This is a genomic window from Micromonospora sp. NPDC005172, from assembly GCF_040608555.1.
Taxonomy (GTDB): Bacteria; Actinomycetota; Actinomycetes; order Mycobacteriales; family Micromonosporaceae; genus Micromonospora.
In genome coordinates, this window is record NZ_JBEXIL010000010.1 from 70,838 (window position 1) to 96,248 (window position 25,411).

General features: G+C 70.6%; 22 protein-coding genes and 1 pseudogene. 18 read left to right on the forward strand and 5 right to left on the reverse strand.

The window, feature by feature from the left end:
- Positions 1-29: 29 nt before the first annotated feature.
- Genes ABZV06_RS09420 through ABZV06_RS09435 form a run of 4 tightly spaced genes read left to right on the forward strand, consistent with a single transcriptional unit; the run spans position 30 to position 2,887 of the window.
- On the forward strand, positions 30-728 hold the full coding sequence (locus ABZV06_RS09420) for a flavodoxin family protein (protein ID WP_355240886.1): 699 nt from the start codon (positions 30-32) through the stop codon (positions 726-728).
- Positions 718-1,065 carry a cupin domain-containing protein gene (locus ABZV06_RS09425; protein ID WP_355240889.1) on the forward strand — a complete coding sequence of 116 codons (348 nt, stop codon included), beginning with the start codon at positions 718-720 and terminating at the stop codon, positions 1,063-1,065. The genes ABZV06_RS09420 and ABZV06_RS09425 overlap by 11 nt, the downstream gene beginning before the upstream one ends.
- Entirely contained in the window at positions 1,062-1,430 is a 369-nt protein-coding gene (locus ABZV06_RS09430; RefSeq protein ID WP_355620084.1) for a chorismate mutase, read from the forward strand. The genes ABZV06_RS09425 and ABZV06_RS09430 overlap by 4 nt, the downstream gene beginning before the upstream one ends.
- On the forward strand, positions 1,427-2,887 hold the full coding sequence (locus ABZV06_RS09435) for a UbiD family decarboxylase (RefSeq protein ID WP_355240895.1): 1,461 nt from the start codon (positions 1,427-1,429) through the stop codon (positions 2,885-2,887). The genes ABZV06_RS09430 and ABZV06_RS09435 overlap by 4 nt, the downstream gene beginning before the upstream one ends.
- On the opposite strand, the gene ABZV06_RS09440 is transcribed toward ABZV06_RS09435, so the two are convergent.
- Together ABZV06_RS09440 and ABZV06_RS09445 are read right to left on the reverse strand one after the other, a co-directional pair.
- Complete coding sequence (locus tag ABZV06_RS09440; RefSeq protein ID WP_355620087.1) at positions 2,832-4,343, reverse strand: PLP-dependent aminotransferase family protein; 1,512 nt, start codon at positions 4,341-4,343, stop codon at positions 2,832-2,834. The genes ABZV06_RS09435 and ABZV06_RS09440 overlap by 56 nt on opposite strands.
- Before the next feature lie 23 nt (positions 4,344-4,366).
- Positions 4,367-4,861 carry a MarR family transcriptional regulator gene (locus tag ABZV06_RS09445; protein ID WP_355240900.1) on the reverse strand — a complete coding sequence of 165 codons (495 nt, stop codon included), beginning with the start codon at positions 4,859-4,861 and terminating at the stop codon, positions 4,367-4,369.
- Positions 4,862-5,013: 152 nt separating this feature from the next.
- Here ABZV06_RS09445 and ABZV06_RS09450 point away from each other — a divergent pair, with 152 nt between their 5' ends.
- Positions 5,014-5,436, forward strand: a complete 423-nt coding sequence (locus tag ABZV06_RS09450) for a DUF6069 family protein (protein WP_355620090.1) — start codon at positions 5,014-5,016, stop codon at positions 5,434-5,436.
- A 69-nt stretch (positions 5,437-5,505) separates the two neighbouring features.
- Here ABZV06_RS09450 and ABZV06_RS09455 read toward each other — a convergent pair whose 3' ends face one another.
- Positions 5,506-5,889: a DUF6223 family protein gene (locus ABZV06_RS09455; protein ID WP_355240905.1), complete on the reverse strand. Its 384-nt coding sequence runs from the start codon at positions 5,887-5,889 to the stop codon at positions 5,506-5,508.
- A 211-nt stretch (positions 5,890-6,100) separates the two neighbouring features.
- Here ABZV06_RS09455 and ABZV06_RS09460 point away from each other — a divergent pair, with 211 nt between their 5' ends.
- The 3 genes from ABZV06_RS09460 to ABZV06_RS09470 all read left to right on the forward strand — a co-directional run bounded on the left by ABZV06_RS09460 (position 6,101) and on the right by ABZV06_RS09470 (position 8,860).
- Positions 6,101-7,219, forward strand: coding sequence for a histidine kinase (locus ABZV06_RS09460; protein ID WP_355240908.1), 1,119 nt, complete (start codon positions 6,101-6,103; stop codon positions 7,217-7,219).
- The gene (locus ABZV06_RS09465; RefSeq protein ID WP_355620092.1) at positions 7,216-7,878 is read left to right on the forward strand and encodes a response regulator transcription factor; all 663 of its coding nucleotides are present in this window, start codon (positions 7,216-7,218) and stop codon (positions 7,876-7,878) included. The genes ABZV06_RS09460 and ABZV06_RS09465 overlap by 4 nt, the downstream gene beginning before the upstream one ends.
- Before the next feature lie 73 nt (positions 7,879-7,951).
- Entirely contained in the window at positions 7,952-8,860 is a 909-nt protein-coding gene (locus tag ABZV06_RS09470) for a hypothetical protein (RefSeq protein ID WP_355240914.1), read from the forward strand.
- A 215-nt stretch (positions 8,861-9,075) separates the two neighbouring features.
- Here the strand turns inward: ABZV06_RS09470 and ABZV06_RS09475 are convergent.
- Positions 9,076-9,462 (reverse strand): annotated as a pseudogene (locus ABZV06_RS09475) (helix-turn-helix transcriptional regulator); the annotation flags it as partial.
- A gap of 349 nt (positions 9,463-9,811) precedes the next feature.
- Here ABZV06_RS09475 and ABZV06_RS09480 point away from each other — a divergent pair.
- The 7 genes from ABZV06_RS09480 (at position 9,812) to ABZV06_RS09510 (ending at position 20,100) form a co-directional block, all read left to right on the forward strand.
- Entirely contained in the window at positions 9,812-10,630 is an 819-nt protein-coding gene (locus tag ABZV06_RS09480) for a basic amino acid ABC transporter substrate-binding protein (protein ID WP_355620095.1), read from the forward strand.
- A gap of 76 nt (positions 10,631-10,706) precedes the next feature.
- A complete protein-coding gene (locus ABZV06_RS09485) occupies positions 10,707-11,501 on the forward strand; it encodes an amino acid ABC transporter permease (RefSeq protein ID WP_355240919.1) in 795 nt (264 codons plus the stop codon).
- 5 nt (positions 11,502-11,506) lie between these two features.
- Positions 11,507-12,346 carry an amino acid ABC transporter ATP-binding protein gene (locus tag ABZV06_RS09490; protein WP_355240922.1) on the forward strand — a complete coding sequence of 280 codons (840 nt, stop codon included), beginning with the start codon at positions 11,507-11,509 and terminating at the stop codon, positions 12,344-12,346.
- A 232-nt stretch (positions 12,347-12,578) separates the two neighbouring features.
- On the forward strand, positions 12,579-13,583 hold the full coding sequence (locus ABZV06_RS09495; RefSeq protein ID WP_355240925.1) for a multicopper oxidase domain-containing protein: 1,005 nt from the start codon (positions 12,579-12,581) through the stop codon (positions 13,581-13,583).
- 18 nt (positions 13,584-13,601) lie between these two features.
- A complete protein-coding gene (locus ABZV06_RS09500) occupies positions 13,602-17,552 on the forward strand; it encodes a ThuA domain-containing protein (RefSeq protein WP_355620098.1) in 3,951 nt (1,316 codons plus the stop codon).
- Positions 17,553-17,560: 8 nt separating this feature from the next.
- On the forward strand, positions 17,561-19,090 hold the full coding sequence (locus ABZV06_RS09505) for a plastocyanin/azurin family copper-binding protein (RefSeq protein WP_355240931.1): 1,530 nt from the start codon (positions 17,561-17,563) through the stop codon (positions 19,088-19,090).
- Positions 19,091-19,122: 32 nt separating this feature from the next.
- Positions 19,123-20,100, forward strand: coding sequence for a hypothetical protein (locus ABZV06_RS09510; RefSeq protein ID WP_355240934.1), 978 nt, complete (start codon positions 19,123-19,125; stop codon positions 20,098-20,100).
- A 76-nt stretch (positions 20,101-20,176) separates the two neighbouring features.
- Here the strand turns inward: ABZV06_RS09510 and ABZV06_RS09515 are convergent, their stop codons facing one another.
- Positions 20,177-20,857, reverse strand: coding sequence for an SDR family oxidoreductase (locus ABZV06_RS09515; protein WP_355240937.1), 681 nt, complete (start codon positions 20,855-20,857; stop codon positions 20,177-20,179).
- A 404-nt stretch (positions 20,858-21,261) separates the two neighbouring features.
- Here ABZV06_RS09515 and glsA point away from each other — a divergent pair, with 404 nt between their 5' ends.
- The 3 genes from glsA (at position 21,262) to ABZV06_RS09530 (ending at position 25,298) form a co-directional block, all read left to right on the forward strand.
- Positions 21,262-22,815 (forward strand): glutaminase A, encoded by a 1,554-nt coding sequence (gene glsA / locus ABZV06_RS09520; protein ID WP_355620101.1) that lies wholly within the window; start codon positions 21,262-21,264, stop codon positions 22,813-22,815.
- Positions 22,816-22,878: 63 nt separating this feature from the next.
- Positions 22,879-23,898, forward strand: a complete 1,020-nt coding sequence (gene glnII / locus ABZV06_RS09525; protein ID WP_355240943.1) for a glutamine synthetase — start codon at positions 22,879-22,881, stop codon at positions 23,896-23,898.
- A gap of 80 nt (positions 23,899-23,978) precedes the next feature.
- Positions 23,979-25,298: an ammonium transporter gene (locus ABZV06_RS09530; RefSeq protein ID WP_355620104.1), complete on the forward strand. Its 1,320-nt coding sequence runs from the start codon at positions 23,979-23,981 to the stop codon at positions 25,296-25,298.
- The last annotated feature ends 113 nt before the right edge of the window (positions 25,299-25,411 follow it).

Here is a 25,411-nt window from a genome sequence, read left to right on the forward strand (position 1 = left end):
CGCCCCCGCGCCGAGCACCGGGGGTGCCAATGCACAGCGAAGCAGCGACCATCCTCGCCATCAACGGATCGGAACGGGCCGGGGGCAACACCGACCACGCCATCGCGTACGCCGGCCGCCTGATCGCCGAGCGCGGCGCGACCCTGCGCAGCATCGTGCTCCGTGAGCACCGCATCTCGCCGTGCAGCCCGTGCGGCGACTGCAACAGCCGCACGCTGCCCTGCGTGGTGGACGACGACGTCCCCGCCCTGGTGGAGCAGATGGCCGCCGCCGACGGGCTGATCTACGCGGCCCCGGTGCACGGCTTCGGCCTCGCCCATCTCATGCAGGTCTTCATCGAGCGGGCGGGCGTCGGCTATCTGCGGTTCACCCGCCCGCTGGCCGACAAGGTCGGCGGCATCATCGTCACCGGGCGTCGGTACAGCGACTCCTCGGTGCACAACCAGATCGTCAACAACCTGCTGCTCAACCGGATGATCCTGGTGGGCAGCGGATTCCCCGTCCTGCTGCGCAACACCACCGGCAGTCCCGGCCTGACCGACGCCGAGGGCGTCGACGCGCTCGAGCGGATGGTGCACCGGATGCTCGACATGGTGCAGCTGCTCAAGCGGCACCAGCGGGCCGACGGTGGTCCGGTCCTCCCGCGCCGGGACCGCAACGAACGCGTCCCGCGGCCCCGCCGCACCGAACCCGTCCAGAGCAGAGGAGATATCGAGAATGTCCACTGAGCAGGTCGCCGCGCCGGTCGGCATCGACTTCCCGGCAACCGAGTGGCAGAGGTGGGACAAGCCGGGCGCCGAGGGCCGGGTCAAGATGACCTTCGTGGGCGGTCAGCGTCTGCGCCTGTTGGAGCTGCCGCCCGGCTTCGACGAGCACCACTGGTGTCTGCGCGGGCACACCGGCTACGTGCTCCAGGGCGAGTTCACCATCCACTTCCGGGACCGGTCGGTGCCGTGCCGGCCCGGCATGGGCTTCGTCATCCCCGACGACGAGGAGCACCGCTCCCAGGGCAGCGACGCCGAGCCCACGGTCGTCTTCGTGGTCGACGAGGTGCCGCAGCCGTGAGCGACCAGCACCGTGTCGTGTCGCCGGCCGGGTCGACGGGGGCCGGCGACGCCGACGGGCCGGCGCGGATCGCCGAGCTGCGGGTCGCCATCGACGGGCTCGACCGGCAGATCATCGCCCTGCTGGCCGAGCGCACCCGCGTGGTGCGGGAGCTGACCGTGCACAAGACGGACGAGACGACCGTCCGCTCACCCGAGCGGGTGCGGCAGGTCCTCGACCGCGTACACGGCCTGGCCGTCGGGCACGGCATGCCGCCCGAGGTGGCCGTCGGCGCGTACCGAACCCTCATCGAGGAGCTGACCCTGATGCAGCTCGACATGTTGGCGGCCCGCCGCGCCGCCGCACCGCCGACGGACACCAGATGAGCCATCGCTCGCCGATCGACCTGCGGCACGCCCTGGCCAGCCTCGATCCGCTCCCCGGCGAGCTGGTGCGCGTCGCCACCGAACTGCCCGCCCGTTACGGCGTGTCCGCCCACTACGCCCGTTGGGCGGGTGCGCCCGCCGCCCCGCCCACGGGCGCCGGCCCGGCCGTGCTGTTCGACCGGGTACGCCCCGACGACGGGCCCACCCGTGCGGTGCTGATGGGCCTGTACGGCACCCGCCGCCGGGCTGCCGGGCTGCTCGGCTGCACGCCTGCCGAACTGCCGCACCGGCTGCTCGACGCGGTGGCAGCTCCCCGGCCGTCGGTGTCCTGCGCCGACCCGTCGCGCTGGCCCCGCGAGGGGCTGCCGCTGGATCTGACCGCGCTGCCGGTGCCGGTCCTCACCGACGAGGACGCCGGGCCCTATCTGACCCTCGGCGCGGTGCTCGCCACCGACCCGGACACCGGGGTCCGCAACCTCTCCGTGCACCGCATGTGCGTGCAGGGCCCCGACACGCTGACGATCTGGATGGTGCCGGGGCGCGACCTGGAACTCGCGTACCAGGCCGCCCTGCGCCGGGGCCGTCCGCTGCCGGTGGCGATCCACCTCGGCCTGAGCCCGGCGGTGCTGCTGTCCTCCTGCTGCCCGACGTCGCTGGTTCCGTCCGACCTCGACGAGCTGGCGGTGGCGGGTGCGCTCGCCGGTCAGGCGGTGGAGCTGCTGCCCTGCGCCACCGTGGACGCCGAGTTCATCGCCCACGCCGAGTACGTCATCGAGGGCGAGCTGCTGGCCGACCATGCGCCGGAGAGCGCGCACGGCACCGTGGCCACGCCGGAGTTCCTCGGCTACCAGGGTCGGGCACATCCGTCGCTGCCGCTGATCCGGGTCACCGCGATCACCGCCCGGGAGAGCCCGATCCTGCAGGCGGTCTCCGGGCCCGGCCACGAGCAGTCGGTGCTGCTCGGTTTCGGGATGGAGGCCGCCGTGCTGGACGTGCTGCGGCAGCGGGGGACACCGGCGCTCGCGGCGCACTGCCACACCTCCGGCGGAGGCCAGCTCATGGTGGTGCTCCAGTGGCCGGCCAAGCGCGGGCCCGACGACGACGTCGCGGTACGCGCCGCCGCCGAGGCGGTGCTGGAGCAGTTCCGGATGGCCAAGCTGGTGCTGTGCGTGGGCGAGGACGTCGACATCGAGTCCGACCAGGACCTGTGGTGGGCGATGGTCACCCGCTTCCAGGCCGACCAGGACCTCGTCGTGCTGCCCGACCGGGAGGGTTTTCCCCTCGACCCGAGCCAGCACACCGGCTACTCCCCGTCGCTCTCGGCCGACGGGCGCACGGCCAAGGCCGTGTTCGACTGCACCGTCCCGTACGCGCAGAGCGCCCGGTTCCACCGGCCCCGCTTCACCGAGCCGTCACGCCCCGCACCGCGGCGGCCAGCAGCGCCACTCCCTCGGTGATCCGTGCGGCGGGCAGTGCCGCGTACCCGATCAGGAAGGTCGGCTCGGTGGGCGGGCGGGTGACGAAGTAGCCCGAGGCGGGGTAGACCCGTACGCCTCGTGCGGCGGCGGCGCGCACGATCTCGGCCTCGTCGACGTCGGGCGCGCCGCCCAGGGTCACCAGGACGTGCAGCCCGGCCGCCGTGCCGGAGATCCGCACCCCGGCGCCGAAGTGCTCGTACAGCGCCTCCAGCAGCCGGGCCCGCCGTTGGCGGTAGAGGCGGTCCATCCGGCCGATGTGCCGGGCGTACGCGCCGGAGGAGATGAACTCGGCCAGCGCCTCCTGGTTCAACGTCGGGGTCAACCGGTCGGTGATCCACTTGACGCCCAGGAACGAGCGGACGAGGTGCGGCGGCAACACCGCGTACCCGATCCGCAGTGACGGGAAGAGGGTCTTGCTGAAGCTGCCGACGTAGACGACGTCCGCGTCCTGCGGGTCGGCGGCCAGCGACGGGAGCCGCTCCTCGGCGAAGGTGAACTCGTTGTGGTAGTCGTCCTCCAGCACCGTCGCCGCGTGTTCGCGGGCCCAGCGCAGCAGCGCCCGTCGTCGCCGCTCGGACATGATGAACCCGGTCGGGAACTGGTGCGACGGGGTGACGTAGACGAGGCGTACCCGGGCCGGGTCGAGGCCGTGCGCGCGGACCCGGCGGTCGATCTCGTCGACCCGCAGGCCCTCCTCGTCGACCGGCACCGGCACCACGGCGGCCCGCGAGTAGCCGAAGATCTGCCGCAGCACGGTGTGACTCGGGTCCTCGATGACCACCACGTCGTCCGGGCCGACGAGCAGCCGGACCAGGATGTCCATGGCCTGGGTCGCGCCGCTGGTCACGACCGTGTCCTCGCGGCGGGCGTCCAGTGCCCGGCTGCGCCGCAGCAGCGCGGTGATCTGGGTACGTAACGACGGGGAACCCTCCGCCGGGCCGTAGCCCAACGCCACCGCGTCAGCCCGGCTGACCGCGTCGGCGAGCGACTGCCGCCACCGGGTCACCGGAAAGCTGGCCAGCGCCGGTGTGCCGTGCCGGAAGTCGTACGTCCCGTCCGGCCGGTGCATCGGCGCCGGCTCCCAGGGCTTCCACAGTGGGCTTCCGGCGTCGGTGGGGAGCGGGGGCTCGGGTCGCAGGTGCGCGCGGGCGACGTGCGGGGCGGGTGGTGGTGAGCCGGCCAGGGCGGCGCTGATCCGCGTACCGGAACCGCGGCGCGCCGTGAGCACCCCGTTGGCCCGCAGCAGCTCGTAGGCGCGGGTCACCACCGTCCGGGAGACCCCGAGCTGGTGTGCCAGCTCGCGGCTGGGCGGCACCGTGTCACCGGGGCGCAGCCGGCCGGCGCGTACGGATGAGCTGATCTGGTCAGAGAGCTGCTGTTGCAGCGGCACCGGACTCGCGCGGTCCAGCGTGACGAGGAGCCGATCCGAACTCACCTGTCCATGCTCCCCGGTCGAGGTCAGGCTGCCCGGGAGGATCGCCTGCGGGCGGGACGCTCGGCCTGCACGAACGTCGACAGTCGGCCGTCCACCAGTTGCCCGAGCACGTCCAGGAAGGTCGTGCGGTCACGCGCCGGGATCGTGGCGAGGATGTCACCCTGCAGTCGCGTGACGATCTGCCGCGCCTCGGCGACCAACCGTTCGCCGTCGGGCGTGACGGTGACGATGCGGGCGCGTCGGTCGGTCGTCGAGGTGCGGCGTCCGACCAGGCCGGCGCGTTCCAGCTCGTCGAGGGTGACGACCATCGTCGTCTTGTCGATGCCGCACATCTCGCCCAGCTGACTCTGGGTGAACTCGCCGGTGCTGCCGCGGTCGAGCACGCAGTAGGCACGCGTCGAGACGCCCAGTCCGGAGAGGGCGGCGGCGTGCTCCTGCGCCAGCGCGTGGGTGGCCCAGGACATCAGAAACATCAGGTCGGGCGCTACGGCGTCGGCTCCCGAGGCTCGGGTGGTCATGGCGGCAGCCTAGCAATTGGTTCGTGATTCGAACTATCTCGTAGCGGAGCATCCCGATGCCGGCAACAAGTTAAGAACGAGATAGTTAAGAACAGAACCTTCTGGTACGGTTCGATCTCGGCACCCCATCCCTCCACTGAGGAGTCACCCTGATGTCTGCGGAAACCTCTGCCTCCCGGGCCGTCGACGGCGCTTCGCGCGTGCGAGACCGGTCCATCGCCTCCGTGGTCGCCGTGCTCGCCGCCGTGGCCGTGTGGTCGATCGCCACCCTCGCCGGCGCGCAGCTCACCGTCGACCAGGGCGCCGGCCCGCGGGACGTCACGGTGCTCGCCGTCGTCCTGAACGCAGCGGTGGCGGCGCTGCTCGGCTGGGGCCTGCTCGCGGTGCTCGAGCGGGTCTCGGCGCGCGCCACGACGATCTGGACGGGGATCGCCGTCGCCGTCCTCGTGCTGTCTCTCGTGCCCGCGTCCCTGGTCGACGCCACGGCCGGCACCAGGTTCGCCCTCGTCCTGATGCACCTGGTGGTGGGCGCGGTCGTGATCCTGGGCTTCCGCAGAGGCGCGCGGCACGCCTGACGACGGATGGTCCAACAGCCGCTGGTGATCGCCCGTCCTGCTCCCGCGCCGAGCAGGACGGGCGATTGCTCAACCGCGTACGCGGCTCAACGCCAGGCCGCCGAGACCCAGGGCGGCCAACCCCACCACCAGGGCCACGTACGCCCCGCCCCGCCCGTTGCCGGTGCCGATCCCGTTGTCGGAGGTCGCCACCACCAGCGCGCCGAGGCACACACCGAGCAGTCCCGACGTGAGGGCCACGGTGGCGCCGAGCATGCCGGTGCCGGTACCGACGCGACTTCTCGGTCGGGCCAGGGCCACCGCGCCGACGATCACCCCCGCCAGGGCCAGCAGACCACCCACGCTCGCCCCGAGCCGACCGGCGCTCATGGTGGTGACGGTGGCCGCCAACGGCTGTTCAGGGGCGGCGAACCCCTCGATCAGAGCGGACCTGGCAGCGGTGAACACCGACATGTGCTTCTCCCTCTCGTACGTCGTGTCGTTCGATCGTGTCGCCACGTCGGCCGCCGGTCGTCCGGCAGCCGGAGGCTCTTCGGGCTGCCACCATGGGCGCACTCGCCTGCCACGTACGGCGCGTGCGCCGCGTGTCTACCGCGAACGTGGTAGTCGCCGGTCGTTCGCGCGCAGGAGTCGCCGGGGGCGTACCTCGGGCTAGGGTGCGTCCATGAGCACAGGGCGTGCCGGTGTCCGGGACTGGACCATCGCCGTCGGCGTGGCGGTGGTGCTGGTGGTCGCCGGGCTGTCCGCGGAGCAGTCCACGATCGACGTCGACCTGCTCGGTTATCCGCTGCTGGCCGCCGGCGGTCTGGCGCTGGCGGTGCGCCGTCGGTGGCCGGTCGCCGTCCTGGCCGTCACCGGGCTGTGCGCCGTGGGCTACCAGGCGGTCGGTTTCGACGTGCCGGCCGTCGCCTTCCTGGTCGCGGTCTACACCGGTGTCCGGGCCGGCCACCGCGTCGTCACGGTCGTCGCCGCCGTGCTGATGCTCGTCGCGCTGCCCCTCACGGCACTCGCCCCGCCGCAGGACCTGCCGTTGGGCGAGGCGCTCGCACGGGCCCGGGGCGCGCTCGAGGTGGCGTGGCTGATCGCCGCCGGCGCCGCCGGTGAGGCGTTGCGGCAGGCCGAGCGACGGGCCGACGAGGCCGAGCGCACCCGGGAGGAGACCGCGCGTCGACGCGCCGACGAGGAACGGCTGCACATCGCCCGGGAGTTGCACGACTCGCTCACCCACCAGATTTCGATCATCAAGGTGCAGGCCGAGGTGGCCGTCCACGTGGCCCGTCGGCGTGGCGAGGCGGTACCGGAGGCGTTGCTGGCGATCCGCGAAGCCGGCCGTGAGGCCAGCCGTGAGCTGCGCGCGACCCTGGAGGCGCTGCGCGACGACGGCAGGAACCCGCCGCGCGGCCTCGACCACCTGCCGGAGCTGGTGCAGCGGGCGCGGATGGCCGGGTTGGACGCGACGTTGACGGTGCAGGGGCGACGGCAGGCCGTGCCCGTGGCCGTGGACCGGACCGCCTACCGGATCGTCCAGGAGTCGCTCACGAACGTCGCCCGGCACTCCGCCGCGGCCACCGCGTCGGTCCGCGTCGACTACCGTCCGGACGCCCTCGCGATCCGTGTCGACGACGACGGCACGGCCACACCGGCCGCCGTACCGACGCCCGGAGTCGGGCTGCTCGGCATGCGCGAACGGGTCACCGCCCTGGGTGGGCACCTGCACGCGGCGCCCCGCGACGAGGGTGGCTTCACCGTCCGCGCCGAACTGCCGGTCGGGCCGTCCGCGTGATCCGCGTCCTGCTGGTCGACGACCAGGCGCTCCTGCGCAGCGGCTTCCGCGCGCTCCTGGACATCGAGGACGACATCGAGGTGGTGGCCGAGGCCGCCGACGGCCGGGAGGGTGTGGCCCTCGCCCGTCGGCACCTACCCGACATCGCCCTCATCGACATCCAGATGCCGGTGCTGGACGGCATCGAGGCGACCCGGCTCATCGCCGCCGATCCAGCCCTGGCCGGAGTGCACGTCGTCATCCTGACCAACTACGGCCTCGACGAACACGTCTTCCACGCGCTGCGCGCCGGCGCTGCCGGGTTCCTGGTCAAGGACATCGAGCCGGAGGACTTCCTGCACGCCGTACGCGTCGCCGCGCGGGGTGACGCGCTGCTCGCGCCGTCGATCACGCGCCGGCTCATCGACCGGTACGTCGCCGAGCCACGCCATCTGCGTGCCCCGACCGGTCTCGGGGAGTTGACCAGCCGGGAACGCGAGGCCGTCGTCCTGGTCGCCCAGGGGCTGTCCAACGACGAGGTGGCGGCGCGCATGGTGATCAGCCCGTTGACCGCCAAGACCCACGTGAACCGGGCGATGACCAAGCTGCACGTCCGTGACCGTGCCCAGCTCGTGGTCGTCGCGTACGAGTCCGGTCTGGTGGCCCCACGGCACGACTGACCTCGGCTGCTCGGCGCGGCGGGCACGGCTGCGCGGCGCGGGGTCCGCCTCGGCGCGTGCCATGATTGCGCCCATGGGCAAGCAGCAGCACGTCGGCGGGGCCGACCGGAACAGCGGGTCAGGCACCACGACCGACCGTCCGACCGGTGATGGGGCGGACGCGCGGCTCGCCGTCGCACACGACCCCACAACGCCACAGATGACCCTCATCGACCTGGCGTCCGATGCGTCGGTCGCGGTTCGCAAGGCGGTCGCGGCGCGGCCGGACGCGCCCGCGCAGGCCCTGCGGTCGCTGACCCGCGACCATGATCGTCATGTCCGGGAAGCCGTGGCGCGCAATCCCGCGACCTCGGTCGGCAATCTCCTGCGTCTGGTCAAGGACGCGGACCGGTGGGTCCGGTGGGCCGTCGCCGGCAACCCGGCCTGCGACGAGTCGGTCCGCCGGGTGATGGTCGCCGCGCCTGACAAGGAGCTCCGGGGCCTGCTCGCCGAGACCCGCGACCTGGAGCCCGAGCTGGCCGCCCGCCTGGTCGACGACGTCTCACCCGAGGTGCGGGAACGCCTCGCCACGCACACCCAGGACCCCGACGTCATCGCCGCCCTGCTGGCCGATCGCACCGTCCGCGTCCGCAAGGGGCTCGCCCGCAACCCGCGGACCACCGCCGCGCAGCGCAGCGCTCTGGCCGGGGACCCGGCGGTCGACGTACGGGCCGCGCTGGTCCGCGCGCTGGAGCTGGACGAGGCGGATCTGGCGACCCTTGTCGACGACCGCTCGGTGCAGGTCCGGCTGGCGATGGCCACGTCCGAGATCGTCCCGGCGCACGTCCGGCAGACGCTCGAAGGCGATCCCGACGAGATGGTGGCCGCCGCGGCCCGGGACTTCCGCCCCGGAGCCGGCAGCTCACCTGTGGTGCGGGCTCCCCGCATCGGTTCCCGACGCTCCGGCACCGGTCCGGGCCGGCCAGGTCGCGCCACGCGCTGAGGTCGCCTGCGCCACGCGCTGAGGTCGCGCTGCGCCACGCGCTGAGGTCGCGCTGCGCCGCGCGCTGAGGTCGCGCTGCGCCGCGCGCTGATGCCGGCTGACTGTGCGGCGCTCGTCCGATCGGGCTACCGGCGCGGCGCGCCTGCCCGCGACGGGGATAGCGGGGTGGCGCCGGAGCCGTTTCTCGACGGCGACGACGCCTCGACCGGAAGGTCCCGTCCGGCGAGGCGGCGCAGGAGGTCCCGGATGTGGCGCTTGTCCGCAGCCGAGACCGTGTCGTCCAGCAACCGCCGACGGATGGAGACCATGTCCGTTTCGACCTCGGCCAGCACCCGGGGCGTCACTGACGCGTTCGGCATCGCGAGTGGCCGGATGGCGGCGGCGATGGAGAGATCGAGGGTGGCGCAGAGGCTACGGACCTTTGCCAGTTCCGGGTAACGCTGCCAGTCACCGGCGAGCCAGCGGAACAGCGTCGAGCGGCTCACCCCGGTGTGGTGTGCGATGTCGCCGACGGTCCAGCCGTGCTCCTCGCGGGCGTCGTCGACGGCTTGGCGGACGAACTGCGCGAAGGCCATCTGAGGTGTCGTGGGGTAGGTGTCCATCCTCAGGCCTGCCCTCCCATCCGGGATCGGATCTGCTCACCCTCTGGTGGCGGCGGTACCACTGATCGTCTATCAGCTTTCGTGGCGGCGCAGCGGTCGCCGGGGCGGTGGCCTACTCGTTCGGGGTGGCTCGGATACTCAAATGTCGATCGTCGCGGCTGGAGCAGCACATCGTCCCCTTCGGGGTCGACTGTCCTGTTCACGGACTGTGATGGTCGCCGCAGCACGTCGGCTACACCGCGTGACCTGAGTTACCGTTTCACGAATCAGGTACCGTCCCCTGTCACATCGTCTTCGTACCAACCTGGCTGCCCGTCACAAGGGGGAGCCGAACCGGAGGGACACACTCGTGAGGGTCCGTAGCGCAGTCCGCCAGGCCGGCCTCGTCGTGGCGATCGCCGCACTGGCGGTGACCGCCGGATGTGCCAAGAAGGACGACAGCGAGGTCCAGGCCAGCGGCGTCAAGCTGGTCGAGAGCGGCAAGCTGACCGTCTGCACCCACCTGCCCTACCCGCCCTTCCAGTCCAAGGACGCCAGCGGCAAGGTCACCGGGTTCGACGTCGACGTGATGGACCTCGTGGCAAAGGAGTTGGGCGTCGAGCAGACGATCATCGACACGCCCTTCGAGGGGATCAAGTCCGGTCAGGACCTGAACACGGGCAAGTGCGACGCGGCCGCCGCCGGCATGACCATCACCGCCGAACGGCAGAAGGTGATGAACTTCTCCGACCCGTACTTCGACGCGACGCAGGCGATGCTGGTCAAGACCGGCAAGCCGTACAAGTCGCTCGACGACCTGCGGGGCAAGAAGCTCGGCGTGCAGGCGGCCACCACCGGTCGTGACTACGCGCGCAAGTTCGAGAAGGAGAAGGGCCTGCAGCTGGTCGAGTTCGAGGACCTCGCCGGCCTGCAGCAGGCAGTGGCGAACGGTCAGGTCGAGGCCGCTGTCAACGACCTGCCGGTGTGGACCGAGTACCTCCGCAAGAACCCGGGTGGGTTCACGGTGACCGCCGAGTTCGACACCGGCGAGCAGTACGGGTTCTCGGTGAAGAAGGACGGCAACCCGGAGCTCCTCAAGAAGATCAACGAGACGCTGGCCAAGGCCAAGCAGGACGGCTCGTACGACACGATCTACTCCAAGTGGATCGGCAAGCGGCCGAACGCCTGATCGAAGCTCAGGAGGGAAGGGCGCGCGGGATGCGCGCCCTTCCCGTCAGCACACTCCGGGAAGGCAACGAGCCAACGTGAAGCTGCGCCGCCGCCAGCGGGAACGACTGTCCCTCGGTATCCAGTACCTGGTCTTCGCCGCGATCATCGTCGCGGTGCTCGCCGCCGCGGACTGGGGTCGACTGGCCGACGCGTTCTTCCGCGTCGACATCATCGAGTCGATGTTCCCGACGATCATCACCGTGGCGCTGCGCAACACGATCCTCTACACGCTTGGCGCGTTCGCGTTCGGTCTCGTGTTCGGCACCGTCCTCGCGCTCATGCGACTGTCCCGGGTGGCGCCGTACCGCTGGCTGGCGACCGCGTACATCGAGCTGTTCCGGGGTCTGCCGGCGCTGCTGGTCCTCTTCCTCGTCGGGTACGGCATCCCCATCGCCTTCCCGGAGCGGGAGATCCCCGGCGGCGTGTTCGGCGCGATCGCGATCGGTCTCGGACTGACCGCCGCGGCGTACATGGCCGAGACCATCCGGGCCGGCATCCAGGCCGTGCCGAAGGGGCAGATGGAGGCGGCCCGCACCCTCGGCATGTCGCACTTCACCGCCATGCGCACGATCGTCATCCCGCAGGCGTTCCGGATCGTCATCCCGCCGCTGACGAACGAGCTGATCCTGCTCACCAAGGACTCGTCGCTGGCGTACGTGCTGGGCGTGACGGCACAGACCATCGAGATCACCAAGTTCGGTCGGGACATGCTCAACGACCGGGTGAACGCCACCCCGCTGCTGGTGGCCGGCCTCGCCTACCTGGTCATCACCCTGCCGCTGTCCCAGGTGGTACGCCGCCTCGAACTCCGCTACGCCAAGGCCCGGTGACCCGCATGACGACCAGTCCGTCCCGCCCCGCCGTCGAGATCCGCGACCTGTACAAGTCCTTCGGCCCGATCGAGGTGCTCAAGGGCATCGACTTCGAGGTCGGTCAGGGCGAGGTGGTCTGCGTGATCGGGCCGTCCGGGTCCGGCAAGTCGACCCTGTTGCGGTGTGTGGACCTGTTGGAGGAACCGACCGCGGGCACGATCCGGGTCAACGGCGTGGAGATGACCGACCCGGACGTCGAGATCGACGCCGTGCGTCGGGGCATCGGCATGGTGTTCCAGTCGTTCAACCTGTTCCCGCACCTGACCGTGCTCAACAACCTCACGGTCGCGCAGCGCAAGGTGCTGCGGCGCGGCCGCGCCGAGGCCGAGCGGGTCGCGCGGGCCAACCTGGAGCGGGTCGGCCTGACCGACAAGGCCGACGCGTTCCCGGCGCAGCTCTCCGGTGGGCAGCAGCAGCGGGTCGCGATCGCCCGGTCGCTGTCGATGGAGCCGAAGCTGATGCTCTTCGACGAGCCGACCTCGGCGTTGGACCCTGAGCTGGTCGGTGACGTGCTCACCGTCATGCGCGGGCTGGCCGAGGACGGCATGACGATGATGGTGGTCACCCACGAGATGGCGTTCGCCCGGGACGTGGCGGACCGCGTCGTGTTCATGGACGGTGGCGTGGTCGTCGAGCAGGGGCCGCCGCAGGAGGTGCTGGGCGCGCCGAAGCACGAGCGGACGCGCGCCTTCCTCTCCCGGGTCCTCGACCCGACCCACGTGGCGCGGCTCGGTCAGCCCGAGCAGTCGCCCGCGCAGCCCGAAACCCCCAGCCTGCCGGCCGACGACCGACACGATCTCTGACCCTCCCGGGCCTCGTCGATAGATGGCCCTCGTGATGTCACGGTAATCTTCCTGCAATCAGACCCTGTACTTTCGTCGATGGATTACATAAGTTGGGTTCATCCATCGAAAGTTCTGAGTCTTCCGAGCGAAGTCCGCGACGATCCTCACCCCAGTCGTGCAGCCGCCTTGTGCTCGGCGGTCGATGCACCCTGCGCTCGTCGCGTCTTCGCCCGGTCGGGAACGGAGACCCATGGACGATCACGCCGTTGGCTCCCATCGCCACCTGTCCCGTCGATCACTGATCGCCACCGGGGCGCTCGCAGCCGGAGCGTTGGGCGCGTCCGCCCCCACGCTCGGTGGCGCGTTCGGAGGTAGCCCAGCCCAGGCCGCCGCCGGAGTGACCAGGAAGGTCACCATCTACGCCGAGCAGTTGCCCGGCGGGCTGTTCGGGTACGGCCTCGCGCCCGGCCAGGCCACCGTGCCCGGGCCGGTGCTGGAGATCTACGAGGGTGACACCCTGGAGATCACGCTGGTCAACACCACCACCCAGCGGCTGTCCATCCATCCGCACGGGGTGGACTACAGCACCGACTCGGACGGCAGCCCGTTCAACGACTCCTTCAACGACCCGGGCGAGACGCGGACGTACGTCTGGCGCTCGCACGAGATGGTCGCCGCGGCGGGACGCCGGTACATGCCGGGCAGCGCCGGCTACTGGCACTACCACGACCACGCCATGGGCACCGACCACGGCACCGCCGGAGTCGCGAAGGGCCTGTACGGCGCGCTGATCGTCCGACGTCGGGGCGACATCCTGCCGGAGAGGCAGTTCACCGTCGTGTTCCACGACATGACGATCAACAACCGGATGGCCCCGGACACGCCCATCTTCGAGGCGAACCTGGGCCAGCGGGTGGAGTGGCTCGCCATCGGGCACGGCAACCTCTTCCACACCTTCCACCTGCACGCGCACCGCTGGGCCGACAACCGCACCGGAATGCTCGAAGGGCCGGCCGACCCGAGCCTGGTCGTCGACAACAAGGACCTCAACCCGGGCAGCTCGTTCGGGTTCCAGGTGCTGGCCGGGGAGGGCGTCGGACCCGGCGCGTGGATGTACCACTGCCACGTGCAGAACCACTCGGACGGCGGCATGGCCGGCATCTTCCTGGTGCGCAACGCCGACGGCAGCATGCCCCCCGGCGCCGAGGAGGCGATCCACCGGTTCCAGGGCCACACCCACACGCACGGAAGCTGACCGAAAGTGGGGACGGGGATGACCAGAGACGTACGACGAGCCCTCGCCGCGATAGCGGCCTTCGCCACGCTGATCCCAGCCACGACCACGGCCGCGGCGGCGGCAGCCGCGCCGCGAGCGGTGACCGCGGCGCCAGCGCAGGCGCAGCAGACCAGGACGGCCGTGCTCGTGTTCCACGGGCCGGTGACCGAGCAGCAGGACCCGGTGGCCCGCGCCGTGGACACCATCCGACAGCTTGCGGTCAGTCATGACATCGATGTCACAGCCACCACGGACCCGGCTGTGTTCACCGCTGCCGGGCTGTCCGCGTACCGGAGCGTGGTCTTCCTGTCCGCGACGGGCGCCGCGCTCAACCGCGACCAGGAGTCGGCGCTGCAGGCCTACATGAAGGCCGGCGGCGGCTTCGTCGGCATCGCCGACGCCGCTCGCGCGCAGGTCGACTCGGCCTGGTTCACCGGCCTGATCGGTGCCCGCCCGGCGGGCGCGATCCCGGTGGCCGAGCCGGTGGCCCGGGTGACCGCCAGCGGCGAGAACCCGCCCACCGAGACCAAGGAGAAGCTGACCGACGGCGACGCCAACACCAAGTGGCTGGTCCGCACCCCGACCGCGTGGGTGACGTACGAGCTGGCCGCGCCGAAACGGATCACCGGGTACGCGCTGACGTCCGCCAACGACTTCGTCGGGCGGGACCCGAAGGACTGGACCCTCCAGGGCTCCACCGACGGTCAGAACTGGTCCGATCTGGACCAGCGCACCAACCAGAGCTTCGCGGAACGGTTCCAGACCCGCCGGTTCGACATCGCCACGCCGCAGGAGTTCACCCGCTACCGGCTGACCATCACGGCCAACAGCGGTGAGCCGCTGATCCAGCTCGCCGACCTGCGCCTGTTCACCGGCGCGGCCACCGCGCCGCCGCCGACCCCCGTGAACCGGGCGGTGGTCGACATCCTGGACCGCAAACACCCGGCCACCGCGTCGCTGCCGCTGACCCTCACCCGCTCGGACCGCTGGGACAACTGGGACCCGAACCCACTCGGCTCGGTGCACACCCTCGCCCAGGTGCAGGAGCGGCACTACGACCCGGGCCCCGGCGCCAACGGCCCGTTCCACCCGGTGTCCTGGTGCCGGGACTACGACGGCGGTCGGTCCTTCTACACCGGCATGGGCCACACCGAGGGCAGCTACGGCGAGGAGGCGTTCCGCGCGCACCTGACCGGGGCGCTGAACTGGACCACCGGCCGCGTACGCGGCGACTGCCAGGCGACGATCGCCGCGAACTACAAGGTGGAGCGACTCACCGCCGCGAACCAGACCGGGCAGCTCGACCAGATCGGCGAGCCGCACGGACTCACCATCGCGCCCGACGGCACCGTCTTCTACGTCGGCAAGGCGGCCTGCCCGAGCGGTCCGATCGAGGACTGGAACGACCCGAACGTCGGCAAGGGCTGCGGCACCATCCACGCCTGGGACCCGCGCACCAAGCAGGCCAAGCTGCTCACCACCCTGGAGGTGATGGGCAACCGGGGCAGCGGCTCCGAGTTGGTGAAGAACGAGGAGGGGCTGCTCGGCATCGTGCCCGACCCGACGTTCGCCGAGAACGGCTGGCTCTACGTCTACTGGATGCCGCACGAGTCGATCGACCGGGTGAAGCGGATCGGGCAGCGCACCGTCTCCCGCTTCACGTACGACCGTCAGGCGCAGACCATCGACCAGGGCACCCGCAAGGACCTGTTGCAGTTCCCGGTGCAGATCCACAGCTGCTGTCACGCCGGCGGCGGCATGGCGTTCGACGCGAAGGGCAACCTCTACGTCGGCTCCGGCGACAACAACTCCTCCGAGGGGTCGCAGGGATACTCCGGCAACAACTGGACGCAGGAGTACCAGGGGACCTCGTTCCAGGACGCGCGCCGCACGTCGGGTAACACCAACGACCTCGCCGGCAAGATCATCCGGATCCACCCGGAGTCGGACGGCACGTACACCATCCCGGAGGGCAACCTCTTCCCACCGGGCACCGAGAAGACCCGGCCGGAGATCTACGTGATGGGCGTCCGCAACATCGCCCGCCTCCAGATCGACCCGGTGCACCAGTGGCTGACCGCCGGCTGGGTCGGCCCCGACGCCCCGTCGCCCAGCCCGACCCTCGGCCCGGCGAAGTACGAGACGGCCACCATCATCACCTCGGCCGGGAACCAGGGCTGGCCGTACTGCATGGGTGACCGACAGCCGTACCGGGACCGCAGCAACACCGACGCCACCGTGCTGACCGGCTGGTACGACTGCGACAACCTGACGAACACCTCGCCGCGCAACACGGGCCTGGTGGACATCCCCGCCGCCCGGGACAACATGATCTGGTACTCACCCGACGGCGGCGGTCCGGTCTTCCCGAAGCGGACCGACGGCAGCGGCCTGCCCACCTACGTCGCCGCCGACGCCACCTACACCCAGCCGTACCTGCGCGGCGGCGGGCAGGCCATCATGTCCGGGCCCACCTACCACCGCAGCCTCGTCGACACCGACAGTGGCGTCGCGTGGCCGGAGCACTGGGACGGCAAGTGGCTCATCGGCGACCAGTCGAACGCGGCCAACCGGGTCGCGGTCACCGTCGACGAGGCCGGCGTGCCGCAGGCCGCCCCGCCGGTGTACGCCGAGTCGCTGCGGGCGATCATCCCCAGCGGCAACGGCGACAACCGGTTGCAGAGCTGGATGGACGCCAAGTTCGGCCCGGACGGCGCGCTCTACCTGCTCGACTACGGAGGCGGGTTCTTCAGCCTGCACCCCAACCAGAAGCTGATCCGGATCAGCTACACCGGTGGCGCGCCCACCCCGGCGCCGGCCGCGACCTCGGTGGCCGTGCAGAACAAGCCGTTGACGATCGCGTTCACTGGCTCGAAGTCCGGCGGCGTCAGCCACCGCTGGGAGTTCGGCGACGGCGCCACGTCGACCGAGGCCGACCCCCGACACACGTACGCCAAGGTCGGCACCTACACCGCGAAGCTCACCGTCACGTACGCCGACGGCGAGACGGCGACGGTGCGGACCACGGTCACGGTCGGCTGCGCGGTGCCCGACGCCCGGGGCACGGTGTGGCTCGGGGACACGGACACCGGCGTGCCCAGTCGTACGGTCGGGCAGGGCTGCACGATCAACGACCTCATCGACGACGAGAGCACCTGGCCCGACCACAACGCCTTCGTCCGGCACGTCAGCGCGGTGACCCGCACGTTGCAGGACGACGGTCTGCTCAACGCCCGTGAGTCGGGCACGCTCACCCGCCTGGCCGCCGCGTCCGACATCGGCCGGGACGGTCGCACCGGGTACGAGCCGCTCTACGACGGCACCGCCGAGTCGCTGCGCGGTTGGCAGCAGGCGCCGACGGGGTCGTTCAGCATCCAGCCCGACGGGGCACTGCGTTCCAGCGGGGGGCTCGGCATGCTCTGGCACACCAAGGAGCTGGGCGACTTCTCGCTGAAGGTGCAGTTCAAGGACATCGCACCGGGCACCAACCGGGCCAACACCGGTGTCTTCATCCGGTTCCCGGACCTGCGGGTTCCGTTGGAGCAGCGGCCACCGGGCAGTTGCGGAACCATCGGGTCGGCACGGACCTCGACGGCCTGGATGGCGATCTACTGCGGACACGAGATCCAGATCTACGACGGTGACAGCGGCGAGCCGCAGAAGACCGGCTCGGTCTACAACTTCGACCCGGTGTCACTCGCCGAGGCCCGCGTCACGCCGAAGAACGTGTGGAACGACTACGAGATCCGGGTGGTCGGGCAGCACTACACGATGATCCGCAACGGCGTGGTGATCAACGAGTTCGACAACACGCCGGGCAAGCAGTCGTCCCGGGCCGGCGACCCGCCGACCGACCTGCGGCAGCTTCTGCGCGGCTTCATCGGCCTGCAGAACCACGGTGACAACGACCTGACCGAGTTCCGCAACATCCGCGTGCGGGAACTCTAGGAGAGACGATGATTCGACGACTCACGGCAGCGCTGGCGGCGTTCATGCTCTTGGCCGCACCATTGGCCGCGCCGCCCGCGTCCGCCGCGCCGCGCGCCGCCGCGGACCAGGTGCTGACCTGGACCGCCGACGACAACACCACGCGCTACAAGTCCACGCCCACCACGGCGGTGGCCGGCGCGACGACGATCATCTGGGAGAACAGCGCGGCCACCGGCAACACCACCGGCATGCCGCACACGCTGACCTTCGACACGTCCACCGAGGGCTACAACCACGACGTCACACTCAACATCCTGGCCAGCCCGTTCGACGCCAACGACGGCCGCCACCAGGCGACCGTCACGCTGACCCCGGGCCGGTACCGCTACTTCTGCTCGATCCCCGGCCACAGCCAGATGGTCGGCGAGCTGGTGGTCACCGACGGCGGGGGAGGCGGCGACACCACGCCACCGACCGTCACCGCCGCCGTGTCCGGTGACCGTGACGGCGACGGCAACTACGTCGGCGCGGCGACGGTGACCGTCACGGCCACCGACGCCGACTCCGGCGTGGGGACAGTCGAATACCAGGTCGACGACACCAGTTTCCAGCCGTACACCCAGCCCGTGCAGGTCAGCGCGGTCGGCGACCACTCGGTGCAGTTCCGCGCCACCGACCAGGCCGGCAACACCAGCGCGGTCGGCTCGGTGTCGTTCCGGGTCGTCGAGCCGACCGAGGAGGACACCACCGCGCCGGTGGTCACGGCCGCGCTGGCCGGCGACCGCGACGGCGACGGCAACTACGTCGGTACGGCCACCGCCACGTTGACCGCCACCGACGCCGGCTCGGGGGTCGCCACCATCGAGTACGCCCTCGACGACGCCGCCTTCACGGCGTACACGAACCCGATCGTGGTGACCGCCGCCGGGATGCACATGCTGCACTACCGGGCCACCGACGTCGCCGGCAACACCTCGGCCGAGCAGATGGCCCACTTCACGGTCGTCGCGCCGCCGGCCGAGGACACCACAGCACCCACCGTCACGGCCACGGTGGCCGGCGACCGCGACGGCGACGGCGCGTACGTCGGCGCGGCGACCGTGACCGTCACGGCCACCGACGCCGACTCGGGTGTGGCGAAGATCGAGTACGCCCTCGACGCGGGCGCGTGGACCGCGTACACCGCTCCGGTCACCGTCCGCACCGTGGGGGCGCACACCCTGCGCTACCGGGCGACCGACACCGCGCAGAACACCTCCGCCGAGCAGTCGGCGACGTTCACGGTGGTGGCCGACGGCACCGATGCCTGCCCCGCGTCCGACACCCGCGACACGGTGGTCATCGACGGCGCCGACACCGGAGTCGCCAACGTCGACACCGGCGACGGCTGCACCATCAACGATCTGATCGACGAGCACGCCGACTACCCCGGCCACGCCGACTTCGTCCGGCACGTCGAGGCGGTCACCGCCGCGCTGGTGACCGCCGGAACGCTCAACAAGCGCCAGCAGGGCGCCATCGTCCGGGCCGCGGCCCGATCGGACGTCGGCGCATGAGCACCCGAATCCCATCGAGAGGGAGTACCACGATGCCCGGACGTACCGTCGCCAAGCTGGCCACCGTGAGCGCCGTCATCGCCGCCTCGGTGCTGGCCGTGGCGCCCACCGCCCACGCCGACCTGGTCACCCACTGCATCGGCACGGGCGGTGCGGTGACCGTGCCCAACGACCTGCTCGTCCCGGCCGGCGAGTCCTGCGCGCTGACCGGCACCACCATCACCGGGAACGTCACGGTCGCTGCCGGCGCCAACCTGGTGGTGACCGGCGGCCGGGTCAGCGGCGAGGTACGCGTCGCCGCCGACGGCTACCTCGACGCCACCGACACGACAGTCGACGGCCAGGTGGTGGTGGCCGCCGGTGGCTACGGCCTCTTCCTGAAGAACGCGCAGACCGGTGCGCTGACCGTCCGGCCGAAGGGCTCGGCGACCATCGACAGTTTCCTGTTCGCCGAGGCGTCGACGATCGGCGGCAACGTCACCGTCGGCGCCGGCGAGGTACGCCTCGACGACGGCACGCAGGTGACGCGCAACCTCAGCAGCACCGGCACCTACTACACCGACGTGCACGACTCGTTCGTCGACGGCACCCTGTCGGTGCTCAACAGCGCCACCGGCAGCGTCGTGTGCGGCAGTGCCGTCCGGGGCAGGGCCACCTTCGCCGGCAACCTCGGCGGCGTCCAGCTCGGGCCGAACGGCGCCCTCGACAGTTGCGCCTCGGGCGGCTACTGGGGCACGGACGTCAGCGTCACCAGCACCACCGGTGGCGTCACCGTCGACGACAACATCATCAACGGTCAGTTGACCGTGACGGGTAACAACCCGGCCGCGCAGGTGGCCGCGAACAACCGCATCCGGGGCGGTGTGACGGGCGACCAGGCCGCGCCGAGCGCCAACCGGGCGGCCCGGATGGCCGCGGCCGACCGGGAGGACGCGGGCGACCAGCGGGCCGAGGTTCGTCGTACCTCGGCGGTGCGGGAGGCCGCCGAGGCGGGCGCCGCGAAGCTCTGACGGTCAGGTCACGGCGGCGGCCGGTCACCCCCGGATCCGGGGAGACCGGCCGTTGTCGTGGCGGCCCCGGCAGGGGCTACGCGCGCCCGGCGTCGAGGGTGAGGTTGACGCCGTTGGCAGCCGCGTTCTCCAGCAGGAAGACGCATCCGTCGACGATCTGCCGCATGGTGGGCAGCTCCCCGGTCAGGGAGATCCTGCGCAGCGGGTCGAGGACGGCCTGCTTGTCCACCCACGCGGGACTGTCGGTGACCGCGCCCGGGTGGATCGAGTTGACCCGTGCCGGGGCGAGTTCCACGCTCAGGGTGCGCACCAGGCCCACCACCCCGGCATTGACACTGGACAGCACGGTGGAGCCGGGGTACGGGTGATCCTTCGCCATCCCACCGAACAGCAGCACGGCGGCACCCGGTGCGAGGCGGTCGCGGAGGGCGGCCGCCACCGCCGCATAGCCGACGATCTTGGTGGTCGCGAGTGCCACCGCCTCCGCCACCGAGAAGGACGCTACGGTGTTCCGGTCCCGGATCATGCCGGCGACGGCGACCCGGTCCACTCGCTCCACACTCCTGAGCGCCTCCGCGACCGACTCCGGGTGGGACAGGTCGAGCGCCAGTCCGGACACCGGGCCCCCGGTCTCGGTGGCGAGTCGCTTCGCCTCGACACCGGCCCGTTCCGCCGCCCGTCCGGTAATAATCACCTCATTGCCCCGCCTGGCGTACTCGGCGGCCAATTCGCGGCCAATGCCCTGTGTGGCGCCCACCACAACGATTCTCACAACCTGCTCACTCTCTCTGGTGTGCGGGAAATCACCGTACCGGTAAGGAATTCGGCCAGCGAAGGTGCGCCGCCGCCCCAATTCACTCACATGTCCCGGCACCCGCGATGGTGCGGATGCCGGGACCAGTCGCCGGTAAGTCGAAATCCAGCGGCCGTACACCGGCCCTTCCTAGTCTTTCGAAGGTGGGTGGGTCGACTGCCACCAGAGCGGGACTGCCGCGTCATGGCGTCGCCACCACGCCGTCACCGACAATTACGGAGTAGTTGAAACACGCTATGCCCGCGACCAGGAAAACCAGAGCCGCGCCACGTCGTCCCGATCAGGCGTGGTCCCACGGCCTTGAGCCGTCCGGCTTCGACGATTTCGCAGCCGCGGAGTACGGGAAGTTGTTCGGATCTTTCGCGGTCGACGACGACGGAACGATCGCGGTGCGGGAACTTGTCGACCGGCTGCGAGCCGCAGGCATCTCCGAGACGGACCCGCGCCTGGTCGAGGTGCGGTCCGTCACCAGCGGCGTCGGTCCGACACGCATCGACATGTCTCGCTTCATCGCGTGGTGCAGGACGAGTGGCGGTGTCATCGAAAGGTCACTTCGCGGGGACCTCGTCATTCCGGACTTCGCCGCATTGCAGGCGGAGATCTTCTCGATCTACGAGGGCCTCAGGGGTGTCGACGGGGGGCAGGTCGCCGATTACATCCCGCAGCTCGGCCGCGTCGATCCGGAGAATTTCGGGATCGCGCTGTGCACCACCGACGGGCAGCGCTTCGCGGTGGGGGATGCGGAGACCCCGTTCTGCGTCCAGTCGGTCTGCAAGCCGATCAACTATTGTCTCGCGCTGGAGCAGCACGGTGCCGAACAGGTTCACCGGCACGTGGGACGGGAGCCCAGCGGTCGCGGGTTCAACGAGCTGACATTGAACAACGAGGGCCTTCCGCACAACCCGATGATCAATTCTGGCGCGATCATGTGCTGCTCGCTGCTGCGCCCGAGTTGGGAGATGGCCGACCGTTTCGACCACGTCGCCGAGACATGGCGCAGATTGGCCGGCGGCGGGACGGTCGGCTTCAACAATGCCATCTATCTCTCGGAACGGCGTACGGCGGATCGGAACTTCGCTCTCGGGTACTTCATGCGCGAACACCGGGCCTTTCCGGACGGCACCGACCTCACCGAGACGCTGGAGTTCTACTTCCAGTGCTGTTCCATCGAGGTCGACGCGCGGTCGCTGTCGGTCGTTGCCGCGTCGCTCGCCAACGGTGGTGTCAACCCCCTGACCCGGGAGCGGATCTTCTCCGCCGACACCGCGCGCAAGTGCCTGTCGCTGATGTCGTCGTGCGGGATGTACGACTACTCGGGGGAGTTCGCCTTCACGATCGGTCTGCCGGCCAAGAGCGGTGTCTCCGGCGGACTGATGATCGTGGTTCCCGGCGTGATGGGCGTCTGCGTCTGGTCGCCCCGCCTCGACGCGCTCGGCAACTCCGTCCGGGGAGTCGCGTTCTGCAAGGAACTCATCAACCGGTTCAACTTCCACGTCTACGACTCGTTGGCCGCCGGCGAGGACTCCGGCAAACGCGACCCGCGTCGTGGCAGGAACGAGGACGAGGTGGCGTCGACCACGCGGTTGCTCTGGGCCGCCAGTCACGGCGATCTGGAGTACGTCCGGCTCGCGCTGGCCGCGGGGAAGGATCCGAACTCCGCTGACTACGACCGGCGGACCGCGCTGCACCTGGCTGCCTCCGACGGAAACCTCGACGTGGTCCAGTACCTCCTGGACCGCGGAGCCGATCCAACGCTGCGGGACCGCTGGGGAGGCACTGCGCTCTCCGACGCCGAACGCGGAGCACACGACAACGTTGTCGCGCTGCTCGGGTCGACGCTGGGCGAGAGCCAGGCGTCAGCCACCCCCGTGCGAACCGACGCGCCGCTCGCGGCGGTCTGAACCGTCGGTTCCACCGATCACGATTTCGTGGGCCATCCGGCCCGTTCACAGGAGAAGAGACCCATGGCGTACAAGGCTGAATACATCTGGATCGACGGCACCGCGCCGACCGCGAAGCTCCGGTCGAAGACGAAGATCATCGAGGACGGCGTCGCACCGGGCACGTGGGGCTTCGACGGCTCCAGCACCAACCAGGCCGAGGGCAGCAGCTCCGACCGCGTCCTCGAGCCGGTCGCCACCTACGCCGACCCCATCCGCGGTGGGGCGCACCTGCTGGTGCTCTGCGAGGTGTTCAACACCGACGGCACCCCGCACGAGTCCAACACGCGGGCGCTGCTGCGCCCGGTGGCGGAGCAGTTCGCCGCCCAGGAGTCGCTGTTCGGCATCGAGCAGGAGTACACGTTCTTCAAGGGCTCCCGCCCGCTCGGCTTCCCGGACGGCGGCTACCCGGCTCCGCAGGGTGGCTACTACTGCGGCGTCGGCGCGGACGAGATCTACGGCCGCGCGGTGGTCGAGAAGCACCTGGACAACTGCCTCGCCGCGGGCCTGTCCCTCTCCGGCATCAACGCCGAGGTCATGCCCGGCCAGTGGGAGTTCCAGGTCGGTCCGCTGTCCCCGCTGGAGGTCTCCGACCAGCTGTGGATCGCCCGCTGGCTCCTGCACCGCACGGCCGAGGACTTCGGTATCTCCGCGACCCTGGAGCCGAAGCCCGCGCGGGGTGACTGGAACGGCGCCGGCGCCCACACCAACTTCTCGACGCGCGCCATGCGCGAGAACTACCCGGCGATCATCGAGGCCTGCGAGGCCCTCGGTCGGGGCGACAAGCCCGCGGAGCACATCCGCAACTACGGCGCCGGCGTCGAGGCCCGCCTGACCGGCGCACACGAGACGGCGCCCTGGAACGAGTACAGCTACGGCGTCTCCGACCGCGGTGCTTCCGTCCGCATCCCGTGGCAGGTGGAGATCGACAAGAAGGGCTACATCGAGGACCGTCGGCCCAACGCCAACGTCGACCCGTACACCGTCACCCGCCTCATCGTCGACACCTGCTGCAGCGCGCTGGAGGCCGCCGACCTCGTGTGAGGCACGCGGACCACGGTCCGCGGACGACATTCACCACGCCGCACTGCTGCGGCAGCTACCACGACATGGAGTGCATCTCGATGCCAGACGGCTTCGACGCGGGGGATACCGCATTCGTTCTGATCAGCGCCGCGTTGGTCATGCTGATGACCCCGGGCCTGGCGTTCTTCTACGGCGGCATGGTTCGCGTGAAGAGCGTTCTCAACATGCTGCTGATGAGCTTCATCAGCCTGGGCATCGTCAGCGTGCTCTGGGTGACCTACGGATACTCGCTCGCCTTCGGCGATGACGTCGGTGGACGCGGACTCGTCGGTGACCTGGGCAACGTGGGCATGAGCGGGATCTCGGACACCACGTTGACGGGCAGCATTCCGGTGCTCGCCTTCGCGGTCTTCCAGATGATGTTCGCCGTCATCACGCCCGCGCTGATCAGCGGGGCGATCGCCGACCGTGCCAAGTTCGGCGCGTGGATGCTGTTCGTCGCGCTCTGGGTGACCGTGGTGTATTTCCCGGTGGCCCACTGGGTGTGGCAGGCCGACGGTTGGATCTTCAAGCTCGGCGTGAAGGACTTCGCCGGAGGCACGGCGGTCCACATCAACGCCGGTATGGCCGCCCTCGGCGCGCTCCTCGTCCTCGGCAACCGGGTCGGCTTCAGGCGTGAGTCGATGCGGGCGCACAGCCTGCCGCTCGTGATGCTCGGCTCGGGCCTGCTGTGGTTCGGGTGGTTCGGGTTCAACGCCGGTTCGGCTCTCGCCGCCAACGGCACCGCCAGCGTCGCCTTCATGAACACCCAGGTGGCGGCCGGTGCCGGCATGATCGGATGGCTTCTCTGGGAGCGCGTACGCAAGGGTGGTTTCACCTCCCTGGGCGCCGCGTCGGGCGCGGTCGCCGGCCTGGTGGCCATCACCCCCGCCTGTGCGGTCGTGAACACCTGGGGTGCGATCGCCATCGGTGTCATCGCCGGTGTCGTCTGCGCCTTGGCCGTCGGCCTCAAGGACCGCTTCGGCTACGACGACACGCTGGACGTCGTGGCGGTTCACGCGGTCGGTGGTTTCGTCGGCACGCTGCTCATCGGAGTGTTCGACACGACCGACGGCCTCGTCGCCGGTGCCGGTGCCGGGCAACTGGGGAAGCAGGCGGTCGGCGCCCTCGCCGTCGCCGCGTATTCGGTGGCGCTGACCTGGCTGCTCGTCAAGATCATTGATATGACGATCGGCTTCCGGGTGCCGCGATCGGACGAGGTCACCGGCATCGACCAGGTTCTGCACGCGGAGAGCGCCTACGACTTCGACGCGAGCAGGGGGCAGGCCGCCCCTGCCGACTCGACAGGCGACTGGGCGCAGGGCAGGACCGCCCAGCACCCGACAGCGGGCGTCGTCAACGGCCCGTACACCCGCTGACCGACTGCGACGAACGTCGCAGTGGTCCGGACCGGGAGGGGTACGCCAACCCTCCCGGTCCGCAGGCGTACGGGTGCGTGCGTCGGCAGGAACCGCCCCGCGCCGGCAGCCCC